Annotated in this window: 14 protein-coding genes and 1 riboswitch; of the genes, 8 read left to right on the forward strand and 6 right to left on the reverse strand. The window is 59.3% G+C overall.

The features are described from left to right. Positions 1-231: 231 nt before the first annotated feature. The 7 genes from ACQUQU_RS14805 to ACQUQU_RS14835 all read left to right on the forward strand — a co-directional run bounded on the left by ACQUQU_RS14805 (position 232) and on the right by ACQUQU_RS14835 (position 9221). Positions 232-1332, forward strand: coding sequence for a polyamine ABC transporter substrate-binding protein (locus ACQUQU_RS14805; RefSeq protein WP_430460471.1), 1101 nt, complete (start codon positions 232-234; stop codon positions 1330-1332). 93 nt (positions 1333-1425) lie between these two features. Further along, a complete protein-coding gene (locus ACQUQU_RS14810; RefSeq protein ID WP_430460472.1) occupies positions 1426-2562 on the forward strand; it encodes an ABC transporter ATP-binding protein in 1137 nt (378 codons plus the stop codon). Then, positions 2559-3488 (forward strand): ABC transporter permease subunit, encoded by a 930-nt coding sequence (locus tag ACQUQU_RS14815; RefSeq protein ID WP_430460473.1) that lies wholly within the window; start codon positions 2559-2561, stop codon positions 3486-3488. The genes ACQUQU_RS14810 and ACQUQU_RS14815 overlap by 4 nt, the downstream gene beginning before the upstream one ends. Before the next feature lie 11 nt (positions 3489-3499). Continuing rightward, positions 3500-4312 (forward strand): ABC transporter permease subunit, encoded by an 813-nt coding sequence (locus tag ACQUQU_RS14820; protein ID WP_430460474.1) that lies wholly within the window; start codon positions 3500-3502, stop codon positions 4310-4312. Positions 4313-4429: 117 nt separating this feature from the next. Continuing rightward, entirely contained in the window at positions 4430-7342 is a 2913-nt protein-coding gene (gene glnE / locus ACQUQU_RS14825) for a bifunctional [glutamate--ammonia ligase]-adenylyl-L-tyrosine phosphorylase/[glutamate--ammonia-ligase] adenylyltransferase (RefSeq protein WP_430460475.1), read from the forward strand. Between the two features lie 54 nt (positions 7343-7396). Then, on the forward strand, positions 7397-8326 hold the full coding sequence (locus tag ACQUQU_RS14830; protein WP_430460476.1) for a branched-chain amino acid transaminase: 930 nt from the start codon (positions 7397-7399) through the stop codon (positions 8324-8326). Between the two features lie 115 nt (positions 8327-8441). Then, entirely contained in the window at positions 8442-9221 is a 780-nt protein-coding gene (locus tag ACQUQU_RS14835; RefSeq protein WP_430460477.1) for a class II glutamine amidotransferase, read from the forward strand. 48 nt (positions 9222-9269) lie between these two features. Here the strand turns inward: ACQUQU_RS14835 and gcvA are convergent, their stop codons facing one another. Next, positions 9270-10166, reverse strand: a complete 897-nt coding sequence (gene gcvA, locus ACQUQU_RS14840; RefSeq protein ID WP_430460478.1) for a transcriptional regulator GcvA — start codon at positions 10164-10166, stop codon at positions 9270-9272. Positions 10167-10286: 120 nt separating this feature from the next. Between gcvA and ACQUQU_RS14845 the strand changes: the two genes are divergently transcribed. Next, positions 10287-10466, forward strand: coding sequence for an RSP_7527 family protein (locus ACQUQU_RS14845; protein WP_430460479.1), 180 nt, complete (start codon positions 10287-10289; stop codon positions 10464-10466). 183 nt (positions 10467-10649) lie between these two features. On the opposite strand, the gene ACQUQU_RS14850 is transcribed toward ACQUQU_RS14845, so the two are convergent. The 5 genes from ACQUQU_RS14850 to ACQUQU_RS14870 all read right to left on the reverse strand — a co-directional run bounded on the left by ACQUQU_RS14850 (position 10650) and on the right by ACQUQU_RS14870 (position 18192). Next, positions 10650-10949, reverse strand: coding sequence for a DUF2149 domain-containing protein (locus tag ACQUQU_RS14850; protein ID WP_430460480.1), 300 nt, complete (start codon positions 10947-10949; stop codon positions 10650-10652). Next, entirely contained in the window at positions 10942-11409 is a 468-nt protein-coding gene (locus tag ACQUQU_RS14855) for a MotA/TolQ/ExbB proton channel family protein (protein WP_430460481.1), read from the reverse strand. Before ACQUQU_RS14855 ends, ACQUQU_RS14850 begins: the two co-directional genes overlap by 8 nt. A gap of 29 nt (positions 11410-11438) precedes the next feature. After that, positions 11439-15797 carry a cobaltochelatase subunit CobN gene (locus tag ACQUQU_RS14860; RefSeq protein ID WP_430460482.1) on the reverse strand — a complete coding sequence of 1453 codons (4359 nt, stop codon included), beginning with the start codon at positions 15795-15797 and terminating at the stop codon, positions 11439-11441. A gap of 105 nt (positions 15798-15902) precedes the next feature. Beyond that, positions 15903-16102, reverse strand: a riboswitch (cobalamin riboswitch). Positions 16103-16220: 118 nt separating this feature from the next. Then, positions 16221-17516, reverse strand: a complete 1296-nt coding sequence (gene sbmA, locus ACQUQU_RS14865) for a peptide antibiotic transporter SbmA (RefSeq protein WP_430460483.1) — start codon at positions 17514-17516, stop codon at positions 16221-16223. A gap of 157 nt (positions 17517-17673) precedes the next feature. After that, on the reverse strand, positions 17674-18192 hold the full coding sequence (locus ACQUQU_RS14870; protein WP_430460484.1) for a cytochrome b: 519 nt from the start codon (positions 18190-18192) through the stop codon (positions 17674-17676). Between the last annotated feature and the right edge of the window lie 31 nt (positions 18193-18223).

Raw genomic sequence — 18223 nt, forward strand, 5'->3', positions numbered from 1 at the left:
TCCGATCTATTGGCTGTATTTTTTGCGGGAAATTGCCATCATTGCGCGCTGAGTCGGGCTGGGAACAGACAGCTCCGGCCGCCTGCAATGGCACTGTTTCTGATGTGTCCTGAGCGGTAGCTGAGCTTCCCGCAGGAGACACAGATGCCTTGAAGACCGGATAAACCCGCGGGGTTATCTGTTTAATTGACCCCCCTTAATTCAAAGGGACTGAGCTGGAGAACTGGCTTAATGAACAAGCGCTTACTGGGAATTGGCTCCATCGCAGCCGCTCTGATGGCAACCGCTGTTACTGCGACTGCTCAGGAAGAACTGCACATCTATAACTGGTCTGACTACATCGCCGAAGACACCATCGCTAACTTCGAAAAAGCGACTGGCATCAAGGTAACCTACGACGTATACGACTCAAACGAAGTACTGGAAGCCAAGATGCTGGCTGGCCGCAGCGGCTACGATCTGGTATTCCCGACTGCCCGTCCGTTTGCTGACCGTGCAATCAAAGCCAAGCTGTATCAGCCTTACGACAAGAGCAAGCTGAGCAACTACGGCAACCTGGACAAGATCATTCTGAAGTCCCTGTCCGATATCGACGCTGGTAACCAGCACCTGATCCCTTACATGTGGGGTACTACCGGTATCGCTTACAACGTCGACAAAGTGAAAGCGATCCTGGGCGACGATATGCCACTGGATACCTGGAAACTGGTGTTCGACCCTGAAATCACCAAGAAGCTGTCTGCCTGTGGCGTCGCTCTGATGGATGACCCGATCGAAGTGTTCGTTGCAGCCCGCGTTTACATGGGCAAAGCGTCTGACGACTTCAGCAAAGGCGCCATCGATGAAGCGGCTGACGTTGTGAGCAAAGTTCGTCCGAACATCCGCTACTTCCACAACTCCCAGACCATCAACGACATGGCCAACGGCGACATCTGTGTAGCGCACGGCTACTCAGGCGACATGCTGCAGGCTCAGGCCCGTGCGGCTGAAGCGGCCAACGGCGTGAACGTTGAATACGTGGTACCAAGCGAAGGTGCTGTGGTGTGGACTGACGTTGCTGCCATCCCTGTGGATGCACCAAACGCAGCCAACGCTCACAAGTTCGTGAACTACCTGATGCAACCAGAAGTGATCGCACCGATCTCTAACTACGTTGCATACGCCAACGCCAACGCGGCGGCTACCAAGCTGGTTGACGAAGAAGTTCGCAACAACCCAGGTATTTATCCGGCGGCTTCCACCCAGGAAAAACTGGTGGTGCTGAAGACCCCGACCGATAAAGAAGCGCGCAACATGACCCGCGCCTGGACCCGCGCTAAAACAGGCAAGTAATTCCTCCGAACGGAATTTGCCTGAAGACACCTCGCACCCTTGGGTGCGGGGTTTTTTTGTTTATAACCGCACTACTGGAGCGACCGGAACGAAATGAGTCAACTTCGTCCAGCATCCTCTGATCAGCCATGGGCTGTCCCTGAAGAAGAACCGATTGTCCGTATCGACAACGTAACCAAGGCCTTTGGTTCCACCTATGCTGTGGATGAAATCAGTCTGAATATTCACCGTGGCGAATTCTTCTCGCTGCTCGGTGCGTCAGGCTGCGGCAAAACCACACTGCTGCGTATGCTCGGTGGTTTTGAAACGCCGACATCCGGCCGTATCTACATCGACGGACAGGACGTCACCGACGTGCCGCCGTATCTGCGTCCGATCAATATGATGTTCCAGAGTTATGCGCTGTTCCCGCACATGAGCGTGGCCCAGAACATCGCGTTCGGTCTGAAAGAAGACAAAATGCCAACGCCGCAGCTGCGTGAGCGCGTGCGTGAAATGCTGGCTCTGGTACAGATTGAAAAACTGGCCGACCGCAAACCGCATCAGTTGTCCGGTGGTCAGCGTCAACGTGTGGCACTGGCCCGCGCACTGGCCAAACACCCGAAAATTCTGCTGCTCGACGAACCTCTGGGCGCCCTCGATAAAAAACTGCGTGAACACACCCAGTTCGAGCTGGTGAACATTCAGGAACGTCTGGGCATCACCTTCATCATTGTGACCCACGATCAGGAAGAGGCCATGACCATGTCTTCGCGCATTGCCCTGATGAACAACGGCCGCATTGAGCAGGTGGATACCCCACGCCGCATGTACGAATTCCCGGCCACCCGTTACGCCGCCAACTTCATTGGCTCGGTGAACCTGTTCCACGGTCATGTGGTGTCGCAGGAAAACGACATGGTGCTGATCCACTCCGAAGAATCCGGCACCGATCTGCTGGTGCACGACAGCCAGCCGCTGTCGGCCGGTATGGAAGTGACCGTGGCTGTGCGTCCGGAAAAAGTGTCCGTGCGCGAAGCGAAAAGCGATGAGCCGAATAACCTGTCCGGCGTGATCAAGGAAATCGCCTATCTGGGCGACGTGTCCATTTATCACGTTGAACTGCCGACCGGTAAGCGCGTGCAGTTCACCCAGTCCAACGTGCAGGCACTGGCCGAACAACCGCTGACCTGGGGTCAGGAAGTGTGTCTGGCCTGGAACGCCCACAGCTGTGGGGTGCTCACCCAATGAGCCAGGTGTTAGTCCCATTCACTGAACGCCTGCGGGCGATGATGCCCGGCAAGGGACTGGTGATCGGAGCTCCCTGGTTCTGGCTGGCGCTGTTTTTTGTGCTGCCGTTCCTGTTCGTGCTGAAGATCAGTCTGTCTGAACCTCAGCTGGCACTGCCGCCGTATCAGGACTGGATCCGCGAAATGGAAGACGGTCTGGTGACCGTGACCCTGAACTTCGGCAACTACATGATGTTGTTCGAAGACGACCTCTACCGCGCGGCGCTGTGGGGGTCGTTTGAAGTGGCGGCCATTTCCACCTTCCTGTGTCTGCTGGTCGGTTACCCGATGGCCTACGCCATTGCGCTGTCGCCGAACCACTGGCGTATGCCGCTGCTGATGCTGATCATTCTGCCGTTCTGGACCTCATTCCTGATCCGGGTGTACGCCTGGATCGGCATTCTGAAAGGCAATGGTCTGCTCAACCATCTGCTGATGGGGCTCGGCATTATCGATCAGCCGCTGGAAATTCTGCACACCCAGGCCGCCGTTTACATCGGCGTGGTGTACAGCTATCTGCCGTTCTTCGTGCTGCCGCTGTACGCCACCCTGGTGCGACTCGACAACACCCTGCTGGAAGCGGCGGCCGACCTCGGCGCCCGTCCGTGGAAGCAATTCCTGAAAATTACCCTGCCACAGTCGGTGCCCGGCATCGTCGCTGGCGGCATGCTGGTGTTTATTCCTGTAATGGGTGAGTTCGTGATCCCTGATCTGCTGGGTGGCCCGGATACCCTGATGATCGGCAAGCTGATGTGGACCGAATTCTTCAGCAACAAAGACTGGCCACTGGCCTCGGCGCTGGCCGCCGTGCTGCTGGTTGTATTGATTATCCCGTTCGTGCTGATGCGCCACTATGAACAGCGCATGGCCGAGCGCGAAGGACAGTAAGGAGAGCCATTATGTTTAAAAAATATCCTGTGCTCTTCAGTCTGCTGCTGCTGGGTTACGCCTTTCTTTATCTGCCGATCCTGAGCCTGGTCGTGTACTCCTTTAACGGCAGCCGTCTGGTCACCGTGTGGGGTGGTTTCAGCACCAAGTGGTACGGCGAGCTGATGAACAACAGCACGCTGCTCGATGCAGCCTGGCTGAGTGTGAAAATCGGTTCCATCAACGCCACGCTGGCGGTGATTCTCGGCACTATGGCGGCACTGGCCCTGGTGCGCTTCCGTGGCAGCCGTGGCCATAAGTCGCTGGGCGTGATGGTTGCTGCCCCTCTGGTAATGCCGGAAATCATCGTGGGTCTGTCGCTGTTGCTGCTGTTCGTGGCGATGGAACAACTGATCGGCTGGCCTTCCGGCCGTGGTCAGACCACCATTCTGCTGGCCCACGTCACCTTCTCGATGGCCTACGTCACCGTGATTGTGCAGAGCCGCTTAGCGCACATGGATATGTCGATTGAAGAAGCCGCACTGGATCTTGGCGCCCGCCCGCTGAAAGTGTTCTTCAAAATCACCTTGCCGATGATCGCCCCGGCACTGGTGGCCGGCTGGCTGCTGGCGTTTACCCTGTCCATGGACGATCTGGTGATCGCCAGCTTCGTATCCGGTCCGGGTTCCACCACACTGCCTATGGTGGTGTACTCAAGCGTGCGTCTGGGCGTCAGCCCGCAGATCAACGCGCTGGCGACTATTATCATCGCCATCGTGGCGGTGGCTGTGCTGATTGCCGGCTACAGCATGTACCGTCAGGAACTGAAAAAACAAAACGCCTGATGTAACCCGGCGTTACTCAGCTTCCTGCACAGGGGCACCCGACTTTTGACGGGTGCCCCTTTTTTCTGCCCGCAAACCCGCTAGAGTATTGTTCTCTTTCACAGGAACACCCGCTCTATGCTGCCTGAATCCCTGTCTGCTCTGTGGCAACGCACACAAACCCAACTGACCGAAGATGGCGCCCGCCACGGCCTCGACTGGCCGGTACTGTGGCAGAGCCTGAACGCCGGGCAGCAGCAGGATCTGCAGAAAGTGCTGACCATCAGCCGTTATGTGGCCGATGCCCTGCCGCGCGAGGCCGAGTGGTTCAAAAGCGCGATCAGCAGCGACCTGTTCAATAAGCCCCTGACCCGCCCCACCATCGCCGTCTGGCTTGATGAACTGGCCGAACAGGTAAAAAGCGAAGACGACTGGCTGCGTGCACTGCGTTTTCTGCGCCGCCGCGCCATGGTGCACATCATCTGGCGCGACGTGCTGCGCCTGTCGTCCACACTGGAAACCACCCGCGCCTTATCGCATCTGGCCGATGAATGCGTGGTGCGCACGCAGGCCTGGTTCTATCAGCAACTGGCCGAACGCTTCGGTACGCCTATGGGCAAAAGCAGCGGCGAAGCACAGGATCTGCTGGTGCTGGGCATGGGCAAACTGGGCGCTTATGAGCTGAATTTAAGCTCGGATATCGACCTGATTTTTGTCTACCCGGAAAGTGGCGAAACCAGCGGCCCCAAAGTGATTACCAATCAGGAATTCTTTGTGAAGCTGGGTCAGAAAATGATTCAGGCACTGGATAAACACACCATGGACGGCTTCGTGTTCCGCACCGACATGCGTCTGCGCCCCTATGGCCAGAGCGGTCCGCTGGTGATGAATTTCGCCTCGGTAGAAGAGTATTACCAGGATCAGGGCCGCGATTGGGAACGCTACGCCATGGTCAAGGCGCGGGTGATGAACGGCGAGCAAAGTGCGGCGGCCAAAGAGCTGCTGAGCATTCTGCGTCCGTTCACTTACCGTGCTTACGTCGACTACAGCGCCTTCGAATCGCTGCGCTCCATGAAAGCCATGATCAACGCCGAAGTGCGTCGCCGTGGCCTGGAAAGCAACGTCAAACTCGGTTCCGGTGGCATCCGCGAAGTGGAGTTTATTGTGCAGGCGTTCCAGCTGATCCGTGGCGGTCAGGATAAAAGCCTGCAAAACCGCGAGCTGGTCAAAGTGCTGGATATTCTCGCCGGCGACGGCTACCTGCCGGAAGCCGCCTGCCTGGAACTGAAAGCCGCTTATTTCTTCCTGCGCGATACCGAGCACGCCATTCAGGGCCTGAACGACGAACAGACGCAGCTGCTGCCGGCAGACGCCGAAGAGCAGGCGCGCATCGCCTGGTCGATGGGCTTTGCCGACTGGGCTGCCTTTATGGAGCAGCTCGACAAACACCGCGAGCGCGTGCGCTTCCACTTTGCCCAAATCGTGGCCGGCGATGACGACGAACAGCAGACACAAGAAATCGAACCCGTGTGGGCCGACCTCTGGGCCGGCGAACTCGACGGCGGGCACATGCGCGAATTCATCGCCGCCCATCCCTGCGCCGGCTCAGCCGAAGTGCAGGTGTTGCTGAGTCAGTTCCGCGAATCGCGCGCCGTACTGAAAATGCAGCAGATCGGCCGCGAGCGCCTCGACGCCTTAATGCCACGCCTGCTCAGCGAACTGTGGGCACAACCGCAACCACTGGCGGTGCTCGAACGCATCGTGCCGCTGCTGGAAGCCGTGGTGCGCCGTACCGCCTATTTGGTACTGCTGAAAGAAAACCCGCAGGCACTGACGCAGTTAATCCGCCTGTGCGGCGCCTCCAGCTGGGTGGCGGCCTACATCACCCAAACCCCGCTGCTGCTGGACGAATTGCTCAATCCGGCCAGCCTGTACAAGCTGCCGCAACGGGCCGAACTGGCGGAAGAACTGAACCTGCGCCTGCTGCGCGTCGACGAAGACGACCTTGAACAGCAGATGGAACAACTGCGGCAATTTGTGCGCGCGCACAAACTCCGCGCCGCCGCCTGCGAAGTGATGGAAGCCCTGCCACTGATGAAGATCAGCGACTACCTCACCTGGCTGGCGGAAGTGACGCTGGAGAAAGTGCTGCAGCTGGCCTGGACCCAGTCGGTCGAAAAATACGGCTACCCGACCAACGCCCGTGGCGAAGCGGTAACCGAACCCGAGCTCATCATTGTCGGATACGGCAAAGTGGGCGGGCTGGAGATGAGCTACAGCTCGGACCTGGACCTGGTTTTCCTGCACAACAGTTTTGCGATGGGCAGTACCAATGGTGATCGCAGCCAGGACAACGGCGTGTTTTACACCCGCCTTGGCCAACGCATGATTCACATCCTGACCACCCAGACCCGCTCCGGCGACCTCTACGAAGTGGACATGCGTCTGCGGCCATCCGGTAACTCCGGCATGATCGTCGCGTCGATGAAAGCGTTCGAGGAATACCAGCAGAAACACGCCTGGACCTGGGAACATCAGGCCCTCGTCCGCGCCCGTATTCTGTGCGGCAGCGACGCCGCCGGCGAGGTGTTCCAGAGCATCCGCAACCAGACCCTGAGCAAGGCACGCGACCTTGGTGGATTGCGCGAAGAAGTGCGAGCCATGCGTCAGAAAATGGTGGATAATCTCGGCTCCAAAGATACGAGCGGCCAGCAATTCCACCTCAAACAAGATGCAGGGGGTATTGTTGACATCGAGTTTCTGGTTCAATACGGAGTTCTGGCCTGGTCACACCTACACCCAGAGCTGCTCAGCGTCACCGACAACATGCGTTTACTCGATGCGTTCGCAGCCACCGGTCTGATGAATCCACAAGATTGTCAGACTCTGCAGGAAACCTACCTGTCCTACCGAGCCGAAACTCACCGGCGTGCATTGCAGCAGCAGGATCTGTTATTAGATTCAGACAGCCTGACAAGACTTGGCTTCGATGCGCGGCGCAACGATGTGACCCGACTGTGGAAACTCTGGCTGGAGCCTGCAGCCCGATAACGCAGGCCCCATCCCCGAATACACAAATTTATTACCATTTTGAGTGAGGTCCTTATGCTACCTTCCATGTCCGACCGCGATGGTCTGATCTGGTTAGACGGAGAGTTGGTTGACTGGCGCGAAGCCAAAGTTCACGTACTGACTCACACCCTGCACTACGGCATGGGCGTTTTTGAAGGTGTGCGGGCTTACGAAACAGCTCAGGGTGCGGCGATTTTCCGCCTGAAGGAACACACCGACCGTCTGTTCAATTCCGCCAAGATTCTGGGCATGAAAATGCCATTCAGCAAAGAGGAAGTGAACGAGGCTCAGCGCGCGGCAGTCCGCGAGAACAACCTGAAAAGCGCTTACCTGCGTCCTATGGTGTTCTTCGGTTCTGAAGGCATGGGTCTGCGTGCTGAAAACCTGAAAACCCACGTGATGGTGGCTGCCTGGGAATGGCCTGCCTACATGGGTGAAGAAGCCAAAACCCAGGGCATCAAAATCCGTACCTCCAGCTACACCCGTCACCACGTGAACATCACCATGTGTAAGGCGAAAGCGAACGGTAACTACATCAACTCTATGCTGGCGCTGCGTGAAGCCATCGACAGCGGTTGTGAAGAAGCCCTGCTGCTGGATCCGGAAGGCTACGTGGCTGAAGGTTCCGGTGAGAACTTCTTCATCGTCCGTGACGGCGTGATCTACACTCCGGAACTGACCGCGTGTCTGGACGGTATTACCCGTCGCACCATCATCGAGATGGCGAAATCACTGGGTTACGAAGTGCGCGAAAAACGCATCACCCGTGACGAAGTGTACATCGCTGATGAAGCCTTCTTCACCGGTACTGCCGCTGAAGTTCTGCCAATCCGCATGCTCGACGGCCGCGCAATTGGTGCCGGCAGCCGTGGTCCGGTGACCGAGAAGCTGCAGACTCTGTACTTCGACACCGTAACCGGCAAATCCGTGTTCAAGCCTGAGTGGCTGACACTGGTTAAATAATTCGGTAGTTAAATACTGAACATAAAAACCCCGGAATTCCGGGGTTTTTTATTTTTACTAAACTGTCGATGACTACACTCCCGACAACTTCCCCAAAACGGCGAGGCAGAACAAGATGTGCGAATTGCTGGGCATGAGCGCCAACACCCCGACCGATCTGTGCTTCAGTTTTACCGGGCTGACCCAGCGCGGCGGTAAAACCGGCCCGCATAAAGACGGCTGGGGCGTGGCCTTTTACGAAGGCAAGGGCGTACGCCTGTTTCACGACCCGCAACCCAGTGCCACATCGCCGGTGGCGGAGCTGGTGCAGAATTATCCGATCAAAAGCAAAACCGCCATCTGCCATATCCGTCAGGCCAACGTCGGCGATATCTGTTTGGCCAACACCCATCCTTTCGTGCGCGAACGCTGGGGACGTTACTGGGTGTTTGCCCACAACGGCCAGATCGCCAATTTCGTGCGTCAGCCCGGTCCGTATGAACCGGTGGGCGACACCGACAGTGAAGCCATTTTCTGCGATTTAATGAACCGCATTCATCACGGTTTACCGCGCGACGCCATGCCACAGCAGCTGGCCACCGAACTGGTGGCACTGGCCGAAGAATACGCTGCTCAGGGCGTCTTTAATTGCCTGCTGAGCAATGGCAACTGGCTGTTCACCTACTGCTCGACCAAACTGGCCAGCATCACCCGCCGCGCGCCCTTCGGCGCAGCGCAATTAAAAGACGCCGACGTTACCGTCGATTTCGCCGCCGAAACCACGCCCAACGACGTGGTGAGTATTATCGCCACTGAGCCGCTGACCAGCGACGAAGCCTGGGATATTTACCAGCCGGGTGAATGGAAATTATGGGAAGCCGGCGAAGTGATTGCCTGCGGAACGCGGGCCGTTTAACCGCTGTTTTAAACCCAGCTATTAAAACCTGTTTTTTAAAACCCGAGTTTAACCGCTGCTTTTCACATCCATTTCACTGATCAGCCACTCTTTAAACGCGCGCATGCCGACCGTTAATGGCCGGTGTTTGCGGTACACCAGATAAAAGGCCTTATGGCTGTCGAGTGGAATATCAAACGGGATCACCAGCTGCCCGGATTCCACTTCACGCGAACTCAGGGTCACATCGGCCAGCGCCACGCCCAGGCCGTCCAGCGCGGCGGCGGTTGCCAGATGGCCGTTGGACACCGACAGGGAATTTTTCGGCTTCAGAAACGGCACACCGGCGTGTTCCAGCCAATCATCCCACTCGTGCTTACGCGCACTGACGTGAATCAGCGTGTGCTGCCTGAGGTCGCTGACTTTGTGCAGCGCCTTGGCGCCGTGCATCAGCGCCGGACTGCACACCGGCACCAGCGTCAGCTTGCGCAGAAAATGCATTTCAATGTCGTCCCAGTCGCCATGACCGAAGTACACCGCCATATCGGTGTTGGAGCGGCCAAAGTCGATCAGACCGAGCGAGGTATTAATCTGCAGCTCGATGTCCGGGTACAGCTCCTGAAAGCGGCTCATGCGCGGCATCAGCCAGCGGATAAGAAAATTGGGCGCCACGCTGATGCTCACCACATTGCTGTCCGGATTCACCATCAGGCGCTGCGTCGCCACTTCGATTTCGTCCAGCGCGTGTTTCACCGCCACCAGATACTGCTCACCGGAAGGCGTCAGCTGCACCTGCCGGCGGACCCGGCTGAACAGCGAAACACCTAAGTATTCCTCAAGTGTCCGGATCTGCTGACTGACCGCCGATGCGGTCACCGCCAGCTCGTCTGCAGCCTTAACAAAGCTCGAGTTTCTGGCGGATGCTTCGAAAATACGCAGGGCATTCAGAGGGGGTAGTCGACGCATAGGAAAAGATCAAATGATTAGATTTACTAACCATTCTGGTTAGAAACCATCGCTTTTTCAAGAAGGCCACCTGACCTATTCTGATACCGTCAAACACGACAAAGCAAAGAGGAAATAACCATGAATACCGACAACGTAAAATTAACCGCCAGCGGTAACGTCGACGTGAACTACTACGTGAAACTGGCCCACAAACTGCGTCAGGAAGAAGTGGCCCGTCTGACGTCCAGCACAGTCGCCTGGTTTTCAGATGTCTTTCACATCCGCCACGACGTTAAAGCCCACAAAGTTGCTCATTGAGCCACGACGGTAGGCCAACCAGAAGCTGATTCAGCCTTGCCTGACATCGGCCAGCAAGAAACGGGAACAGGCCACAGGGCCGAACCCGCAACCCGGACGGGACAGCAGAGAGCGCAGGACAGGTTCTGAACCTGACACCAGCCCTGCCCCGTTAGTGGTCACCCCGCCAGACACGCCCGCCTGTTATTTCACCAGAATCAGTTTGCCGCTGTGCGGATCACGGTACACCTGCCCCAGCGATTCATAGCCTTGTCCGGCATCCAGCTGTTGTTGCAGGGCCGGCGGTACATCGCTTAATTCCTGCCCGGTACTGACCGGCTGCTGCGCCTGGCTGAAGTGCTGCTTCAGATCCGGACTGAGCGCCACCAGAGCGGCAATCAGACCGCAGGCGAACACCAGAATAATGTCCACCAGATTGGCCAGCGGGCCGAGCGGCTCGGCGTCCTGTTCATCGAATGCGCTGCGGCGCCAGCGGTCAGTCATGGGCCACCTGTTCCTTCAGCGGCTGACGGTTTGCGACCTGTGCCAGCGCGTTGTCGTACCAGCGGCGACGCACCCGGCCGAGGACAAAACCGACAATGCCCACCAGCAGGCCAACCACAGTCGTATCAAACGCCACGGTCATGGCGGTGGTCAGAATGCGGAAGTCGCCATCGCCCAGTGCCGCCAGCCCGGGGCCAAGCGGAATCAGCGTGCCCATCAGCCCCAGCATGGGCGCAATACGGGCGATAAAATCCGCCCGCTCAACCCGCTTTTTACCGGCGCGCAGCAGCGCAGCTTCGTCGGCCCGTGCAACCAGACGGCGGATGGCGGAGGTGCGTTCGCCAAGGGCGATGCCGGTTTCGTACAGCGCCAGCACCACAAACAGCAGCAAGGCCCAGATCACCGGCTGTAACAGCCAGCCGGTGAGGTTATGCATCAGACTTAATCCCAGTTCCTGCATGATGGTCTCCGTTAATAAAGCCTGAAACGTCAGGCGTCGCGGCGGCTGCGGTACCAGCCGGCGCCCATGATCAGCACAGCACTCACCAGCGCCAGCCACCACAGCGGCGCAGGCGCATGGCCGCCGGGCTCAGTTGCTGACGGTTGATCCGCCACAGGCGGCGGCGTCGAGGCAGCCTCGGTCTGCAACTCAATTTCCTGAATACGCCGGGTGGCATCCGCCGCCGGTTGCACATCCGGCAAGCGGCTGGCCGCCAGCACCTGCTCAAGCGCCGCCGCCTGCTCCGGGCTGATCAGCCTTTTCACCGCGTCGTACACCGGATGATTGGCGTGGGTGTGGCCGCTGCCGGGAATCCCATAAGCGATCACATTGGCCGCCAGCTGAGCGGCCAGCTCACGCTGCGTGGTCTCGTCGGCCTGCCAGAAACCTTTGTCGATGGCGACCATCATCACCGCCAGCACATTGGTCTGCACCTGGCGGTTATAGCCATCGGCCCAGAAGGCTTTCATGCCCAGGTTCAGCGCATCATCGAGGTACACGGCCTTCACTTCCGCCCACACCCAGTCGTCGATCAGCGCCGGGCTGGTGACCTGCCAGCCCCACAGATATTCGACGAACTCGCTGCCCATGGTGCGCGCGCCGGCATAGCCCTGCTGCATCAGGGGCTCGATCCACTGGCGGTTGAGGAAGCGTCCGCGCAGCTCGCCGAGCAAGGCCTGCTGCAGAGGCTCCAGCGTCAGCTGAGTCTGACGGGCGTGTTCCACAACAAAGCTTTGCGGTGCTTGTCCGGCGGTCATTTCGATGGCCATGTTGAGCCCGCCCAGATAATCAAATGCGTCGTTGTTGTCCATCAGACCATAAAGATTGCTGGCCCGGCCAAGATAGGTTTTATCCACCTGCGTCAGCTGGCGGCGGAACAGGTCTGCGGCCTGCAGGCCACTGCTGTCGGCGTCGTCGCTGCGGTACACATGGCCCATGCGCTGCACAAACACATCGGCCAGCTCACTGCGTTGCGCCCAGGCCGACGAACGCTCTGCCAGACGGTTGATACCCGCGCCGTAGGCACCGGGGGCGGAACCAAAAACACGCAGGCTGGCATCACGTCCGGCCTGTTCAGCGCTGACACCGGCGCGCAGCGCCTGACGGGTCTGTTCCACCCAGTTGTCGGCCACGCGGTTGCTGGCCAGCGGCTCGTTGCGCGCCAGCGCATCGCCCGGCAGCAGTGCCGCCACCGGCTGTAAGGCCGCGTCCAGCGCCGGACTCAGGGCGGGAAAATCGTGACGTATCGTATCGGCGCTGGCCGACAGCGCCAGCAACACCGCCTGATCCAGCCAGCGCAGCTGTTCGCCGTATAAATCGCGGAACAAACCCGAGGTGGTGAACAGCACGTCGCGCCGTTGCGGATGCGTGTCCGACAGCGGCAGGCGTTCGATGCCCTTAATCGTGCCGCGGCTGTTCCACACCACCTGCACACCGAGCAAATCCAGACCAAAGGCGACCATGGCGCCTTCGTCGCGTACCGCATCCGAGGCCCACAGAATCACGGCGTCTTTTTCGCCGCGATTCTGCGCCGTGGCGGCCGCTGTGCGCGCCAGCGTACGGCCAACATCAAAGCCCGTCCGCGTCGGCAGCAGGCTGCCGTCGAGGGCGTAAAAATTGCGCCCGGTCGGCAGCGCGTCCGGCGTGCGTACCGGGTCGTTGCCCTTGCCCGGTGCCACAAAATGGCCGTTCAGCCCGGCCATCAGCGCGTTCATTTCGGCGGCCGGCGACGCCTGCAACGCGGCCTGTGCGACCGTCCGCTGGGATGCTTCCCAGCTCTGATCCTGCGCCATCGACGCCAGCATGGTCTGCACCGCGTCGGCGGCCCAGTCGCGCCCGAATACGTGCAGCCCCAGCGGCATGAATTTCTCCTGCAGATGGGTCAGGTAATGGCCGGTCTCGTGCAGCAGGAAATCGTCGTCGACGTCGTCAAAGCCGATGCCGCGCACCTGCAGTTCTTCGTCCATGCTCACCGTCAGTTCGTCGCGCAGATTGAGTTCATTAATGCGCTGACGTAAGCGGCTGATGGCGCTTTTGCGCGTGGTGCTGTCGGCAGCGGCTTCGGCACTTTCGATCAGCTGACGCAACTCCAGCAGGCCGTCGTACAGCTCGGTGGCCGCCAGCGCCGGGGTCAGATGGTCGACCATCACCGCCAGCCCGCGGCGCTTGGCCTGAATGCCTTCGCCCACGCCGTCGACTATGTAGGGATAAATGCCCGGAATATCGCCCGCCATCAGCGCCGGATAATCACTGCCGAGCAGCCCGGTACGGCGTCCCGGCAGAAATTCATAGGTGGAATGACGGCCCAGATGAATCAGTGCATCGGCGCCAAAGTCGTGCTGCAGATAGCGGTAGAACGCCAGGTACTGATGCGGCGGCGGAAAGGTCATATTGGCGTGCAGCAGTTCTTCGTTCAGCTCCCAGCCACGCGGTGGCTGCGGACCAAGAAACACGTTGCCAAAGCGCACACCGGGAATCAGCAGGTCGTTGTCCCACACCATCACCCGCCCGGGCGCCTCACCCCAGCCGCGCAGGCCTTCAATCTGCATGCGCAGCAGCGCCGTCTGCAAACTGTCGAGGGTTTTCCAGCCGCTGTCGGAGTTGTTGCTCAGCTGCTGGCGGTAACCGTCGGCCAGCTGATCAAACAGTGCCAGCGCACGGCGGCGGCGGTCGTCCCGTACGCCATCCAGCACGTAGCGGATATCGTGCAGGCTGTGCTCCAGGCGCTGGCGCAGGGTGTCGCGTTGGGTGGGCGACAACTCCGTCGCCAGCTGCTCATGCAGCAGCTGATGCAGGGCCGCCAGCGGGCCCGAGGTCATTTCCGCCTGCACGCCGCCGGGCAAGGTGTTGAACCACTGGCGGTAGTCCGCCGCCGTCATGTGCTGCACCTGCCCGTGCATGGCCTGCAGTGCCGCCGCATCTTCCGGCAGGTTCACCCCGCTTTGCTGCAGTCTGGCCAGCAGCTCGTCGCTGCTGCGGGGCAGCTGGCGCGGATCACCAAGGTCATACCCTTCCCGTTGCAGGCGCTGCAGAATCTGCCACAACGACTCCACCACGTTGAGGTTATCGGCGCCGATATTGTGCCGCCCCGGCGGGTGGTTGTAGTAAATGATGGCAACGTGTTTCTGCGCCGCCGGCTTTTGCTGCAGCGCCAGCCATTGCTGACCCCGGCGGACAAAGCGGTCGAGCTCGCGGTCCTGCGGCTCGCTGCGGCTGATGCGCGCGCCGGTGAGTGCATCGTCCTGAGCCACGCCGGCCAGAGCCAGCACCTGCGGCTGCGACACGCCCTGCAGCTCCGGCATGGCGATGCGGTAGTGCACGCTGTCGGTCGGCAGACCGGTGCGCGACAGGCCGTAACTGTGGGCGTCGCTGTCGGTCACGCGGATACCGCGCAGCACCGGAATGCCAGCGGCGGTCAGTGCGTCGGTCACGTCGGTGCGCTCACTGCCGCCACCAATGACAAAATCCTGCAGGCTGATCATCAGCGCCGGATGACCCGCCGCCCACGCCAGCAACTGCTCCGTCGCCTGCTGGCTGGCCGCGCCCCAGCCGGCCAGCGCCGAAATACAGGCCGTTTGCGCAAAACGCTGACAAAGCCCGGCGTGCAATAGCCATTCACCGGCCTGATCACCGCTGTCGTGATCCAGAATCAACACCCGCGGCTGGTGCGCCAGCGCTCCGCTGTTCAGCCGCTGGTTCAGTTCGGCGGCGGGTAGCTCCAGCGACTGCTGCTGTTGCGGATCGAACAGAAAGAAGCGCTGATCACACTCGGCAATAAAATCGGGCCAGGCACCAGTCGGATTCAGCAGCACGGTCAGCAACGACTGACCATTCTGCTGCACCCGGTTCTGCCAGTAGCTGCGCATCTGCAGCCACAGGGCAAATGGCGGAAAGCGCGCCTGTTGGCGGCGCAGAAACGCCTGCTGGTCGCCGGCACCCGGATGCAGCACTTCGGTGATGGCGTCGCGGGTGTCGTCGTCGAGGGTTTCCCAGCCCGGCTGCAGGCGCAGCAGACGTCGGTCGCCATTGAGCGATAAACGCAGCTGTCCAGACGGATAGCGCAGATGCAGCAGACGCTCCACCGGCTCACCGAACACCGCCAGCATCAGCAGGCGGTCGGCGTCGTTGACCAGCTGTTGCAGCTGCTCGTCATTGAGCTGATTCAGCTGACTGACGGTGCGTACCGTCAGCGCGGCATGCGGATGCTGCTGCAGATAATCGTGGGCGGCGGCCACCATGCGCGGCGCCGAGCGGTCGGAAATCAGAATAAGAGGGGCAGCCGTCACCTGCTGCGCAAGCAAAAGCGCGAGCGTGACGAACAAAAAATAATACGATCGGAATCTGGTCATTGGCCGGTTCTGTTGTGGTGAAAACCACAGCACCGGAGGTCAGGTATGGCAAACGAACAGGCCACCCCGGCCTGTAAGACTCAGCCAGAACCCAGGTCACCCCGCCTGCTGTCTGTGATTCAGGCCGGTCTCCGGGCTCAGAACACAAGCATGCGCTTATGCACCAACCTTCCCGTCTGCAAACAGACAGTGGTTATCTGGTCACGGCCGTGGCCGTGTCATTACCGTTGCGGGGGCAGCACAGGTATTGCACCTGTTTCCCGATTATCCCGGTCTGGCCGGGCACCTGAGCGGCGCAGAATACCGGGTATGACCTTCATTAGAAAGTCATGGCACGGCAAACGGGCCGCAACAGCGGGCAGAAAATAACAGGAAAGAAGCGGCGGGCAGCAGCACCGCCGCCCGCTGCCGCAGCCCTGAATGTCAGGACGCGCTGGGCTCGGGGGCGGAACCGGCGTCAGGGGAAACCAGCGTCTGTTCACTGGCTATCCGGGGCCCCTGACCAATCTGCTCTTCAAACGCGCGCAGACGTTTATAGATCGACAGCAGCTCAACAATGGTGGTCCAGGAATTCACCAGATACTGGAAAGAATCCTCCACCTGACGGAAGGCATTGAGAATACGCTGCATCACCCCCAGCGAAAACGCGCCGGCGACAATGGCCGGAGCCAGGGCAATTAAGGGTACAAACTGGCCGACGTTCAGGTAGCCGTAACGCACCACGTTAAAGTAGAGATAATTTTTATACAGGCGGAAATAATTCATGCGCACATGGGTGAATAATTCCGACAGGGTATAGGGCTGGGCTCTGTGCTCGTGGTCTTCGCCGTACACCAGTTCTTTGCGGTAAGCGGCTTCCACTTTTTGATTATTAAATTCCAGACCGGGTAATTTAATGCCGGCCAGCGCCAGCAGAAAAGTGCCGAAAATCGACCAGATAATCACCACAAACACCAGCGCCTGCGGAATTTCACCGATCAGCGGCAGCTCTTTTACGAAGCCCGACAAACCCCACAAAATAGGCAGAAACGCCAGCAGGGTCATTACCGAGTCAAGAAAGCTCACACCCAGATTCTCGACAATGGTGGCGAAGCGCATGGTGTCTTCCTGAATCCGTTGCGACGCGCCTTCAATGCCGCGAATGCTCTGCCAGCGGGCGGTGTAATAATCGTTCATCGCATGGCGCCAGCGGAACACATAATGGCTGACGAAAAAGCGGGTAAAGACCGCGACGGCCACCGCCACCATAATGATCACCGCCACGGTGGATAATTCGGCGTAATAATCACCAATGCTGATGCTGCCGGGTTTGCTCAGCGCATTCTGGATCAGGTCGTAAAAACCGCCGTACCATTCGTTAAGCATGACGCTGACTTCCACCTGAAACCAGGTCAGGAACACAATCAGGGCTGAGCCAGCCACCGACCACTTGGCCCATTCATGGCCGCGGCCAATGAACAGCCAGGCGCCGACAAACGACAGATAAGCCACCAGCGAATACTGATAAAACCAGAATTCCTGCGCCCGGGTCTGCGCCTGTTCCAGCAGCGGATCGGCGCTGACATCACCAGAGGGAAAACCGGCGCCGAACAGGCCACCCAGACTCAGCCACTGACCGGCATCAGCGACGGCCAGATACCAGCCCAGCACGCAGGTTAAGGACCAGAGAGCAAAACTCAGAAAAAACCATTTGGGTTTCAGAAAGAAAGATGCAAACACAGCGCACGTCCGTCAGGGCCAGTGAATAGTGACCGACAGCATGCGTTGCCACACGGGGCAACACAAGGGTCTGTCAGCGGGCAGAGCTTGGATGGCATTTTCGCTGGCGCGTTCCGCAGCCGCCGCGCGCAACACACCTTTTTCAACGGACTGACGATCAGAACATGCGCTGCAACAGACGCACACCGCGCCGCTGATGCATCGGCACCGCCAGCAGATGGCCGGCGACCAGCAATGCCAGCAACCCACTGGCAACGCGGTGCAGCCCGGAAAAGGCCTGCGTCACAGACGACGCCGGCAGCAGGGGGCCGAAGGTATACGCGCCGAACACAGGAACCGGCCGCTCCATCATCAGCACGCCACTGAACAGCACCACCAGAACGCAGCCATAAATAGCCACATGCCCGGCGTTTGCCAGCGTTTGCTGCTGCGCGCTCAGCGCATGGTGCGCGGGTTTTCCCTGCCACAGGGCGAGCAGCGTGCGCACCATAAAAAACGGAATAAACAGCAGTGTTGTGGCGACATTAAAGGCCGCGATGCGGTCGTGCAACGACGCCGTCAGTGGCACTGTGGCCAGCGTAAATCCGGACCCCAGCGCCCATAAAATAATCACCGCCGACACGCCGTGCAGCAGACGACGGGCGCGTGAATAGCGCGAACAAGACACAGCAGACATCAATAACCCGGCCGCTTCTCAGCAATAAAGG

The organism is Thalassolituus sp. LLYu03 (assembly GCF_050507655.1).
Taxonomy (GTDB): Bacteria; Pseudomonadota; Gammaproteobacteria; order Pseudomonadales; family Oceanobacteraceae; genus Venatoribacter.

Excerpts from the sequence above, each read along its gene's own strand:
- ACQUQU_RS14805 (WP_430460471.1), top strand. The coding sequence starts at position 232 with ATGAACAAGCGCTTACTGGGAATTGGCTCCATCGCAGCCGCTCTGATG.
- ACQUQU_RS14810 (WP_430460472.1), top strand. The coding sequence starts at position 1,426 with ATGAGTCAACTTCGTCCAGCATCCTCTGATCAGCCATGGGCTGTCCCT.
- ACQUQU_RS14815 (WP_430460473.1), top strand. The coding sequence starts at position 2,559 with ATGAGCCAGGTGTTAGTCCCATTCACTGAACGCCTGCGGGCGATGATG.
- ACQUQU_RS14820 (WP_430460474.1), top strand. The coding sequence starts at position 3,500 with ATGTTTAAAAAATATCCTGTGCTCTTCAGTCTGCTGCTGCTGGGTTAC.
- glnE (WP_430460475.1), top strand. The coding sequence starts at position 4,430 with ATGCTGCCTGAATCCCTGTCTGCTCTGTGGCAACGCACACAAACCCAA.
- ACQUQU_RS14830 (WP_430460476.1), top strand. The coding sequence starts at position 7,397 with ATGCTACCTTCCATGTCCGACCGCGATGGTCTGATCTGGTTAGACGGA.
- ACQUQU_RS14835 (WP_430460477.1), top strand. The coding sequence starts at position 8,442 with ATGTGCGAATTGCTGGGCATGAGCGCCAACACCCCGACCGATCTGTGC.
- gcvA (WP_430460478.1), bottom strand. The coding sequence starts at position 10,166 with ATGCGTCGACTACCCCCTCTGAATGCCCTGCGTATTTTCGAAGCATCC.
- ACQUQU_RS14845 (WP_430460479.1), top strand. The coding sequence starts at position 10,287 with ATGAATACCGACAACGTAAAATTAACCGCCAGCGGTAACGTCGACGTG.
- ACQUQU_RS14850 (WP_430460480.1), bottom strand. The coding sequence starts at position 10,949 with ATGACTGACCGCTGGCGCCGCAGCGCATTCGATGAACAGGACGCCGAG.
- ACQUQU_RS14855 (WP_430460481.1), bottom strand. The coding sequence starts at position 11,409 with ATGCAGGAACTGGGATTAAGTCTGATGCATAACCTCACCGGCTGGCTG.
- ACQUQU_RS14860 (WP_430460482.1), bottom strand. The coding sequence starts at position 15,797 with ATGACCAGATTCCGATCGTATTATTTTTTGTTCGTCACGCTCGCGCTT.
- ACQUQU_RS14870 (WP_430460484.1), bottom strand. The coding sequence starts at position 18,192 with ATGTCTGCTGTGTCTTGTTCGCGCTATTCACGCGCCCGTCGTCTGCTG.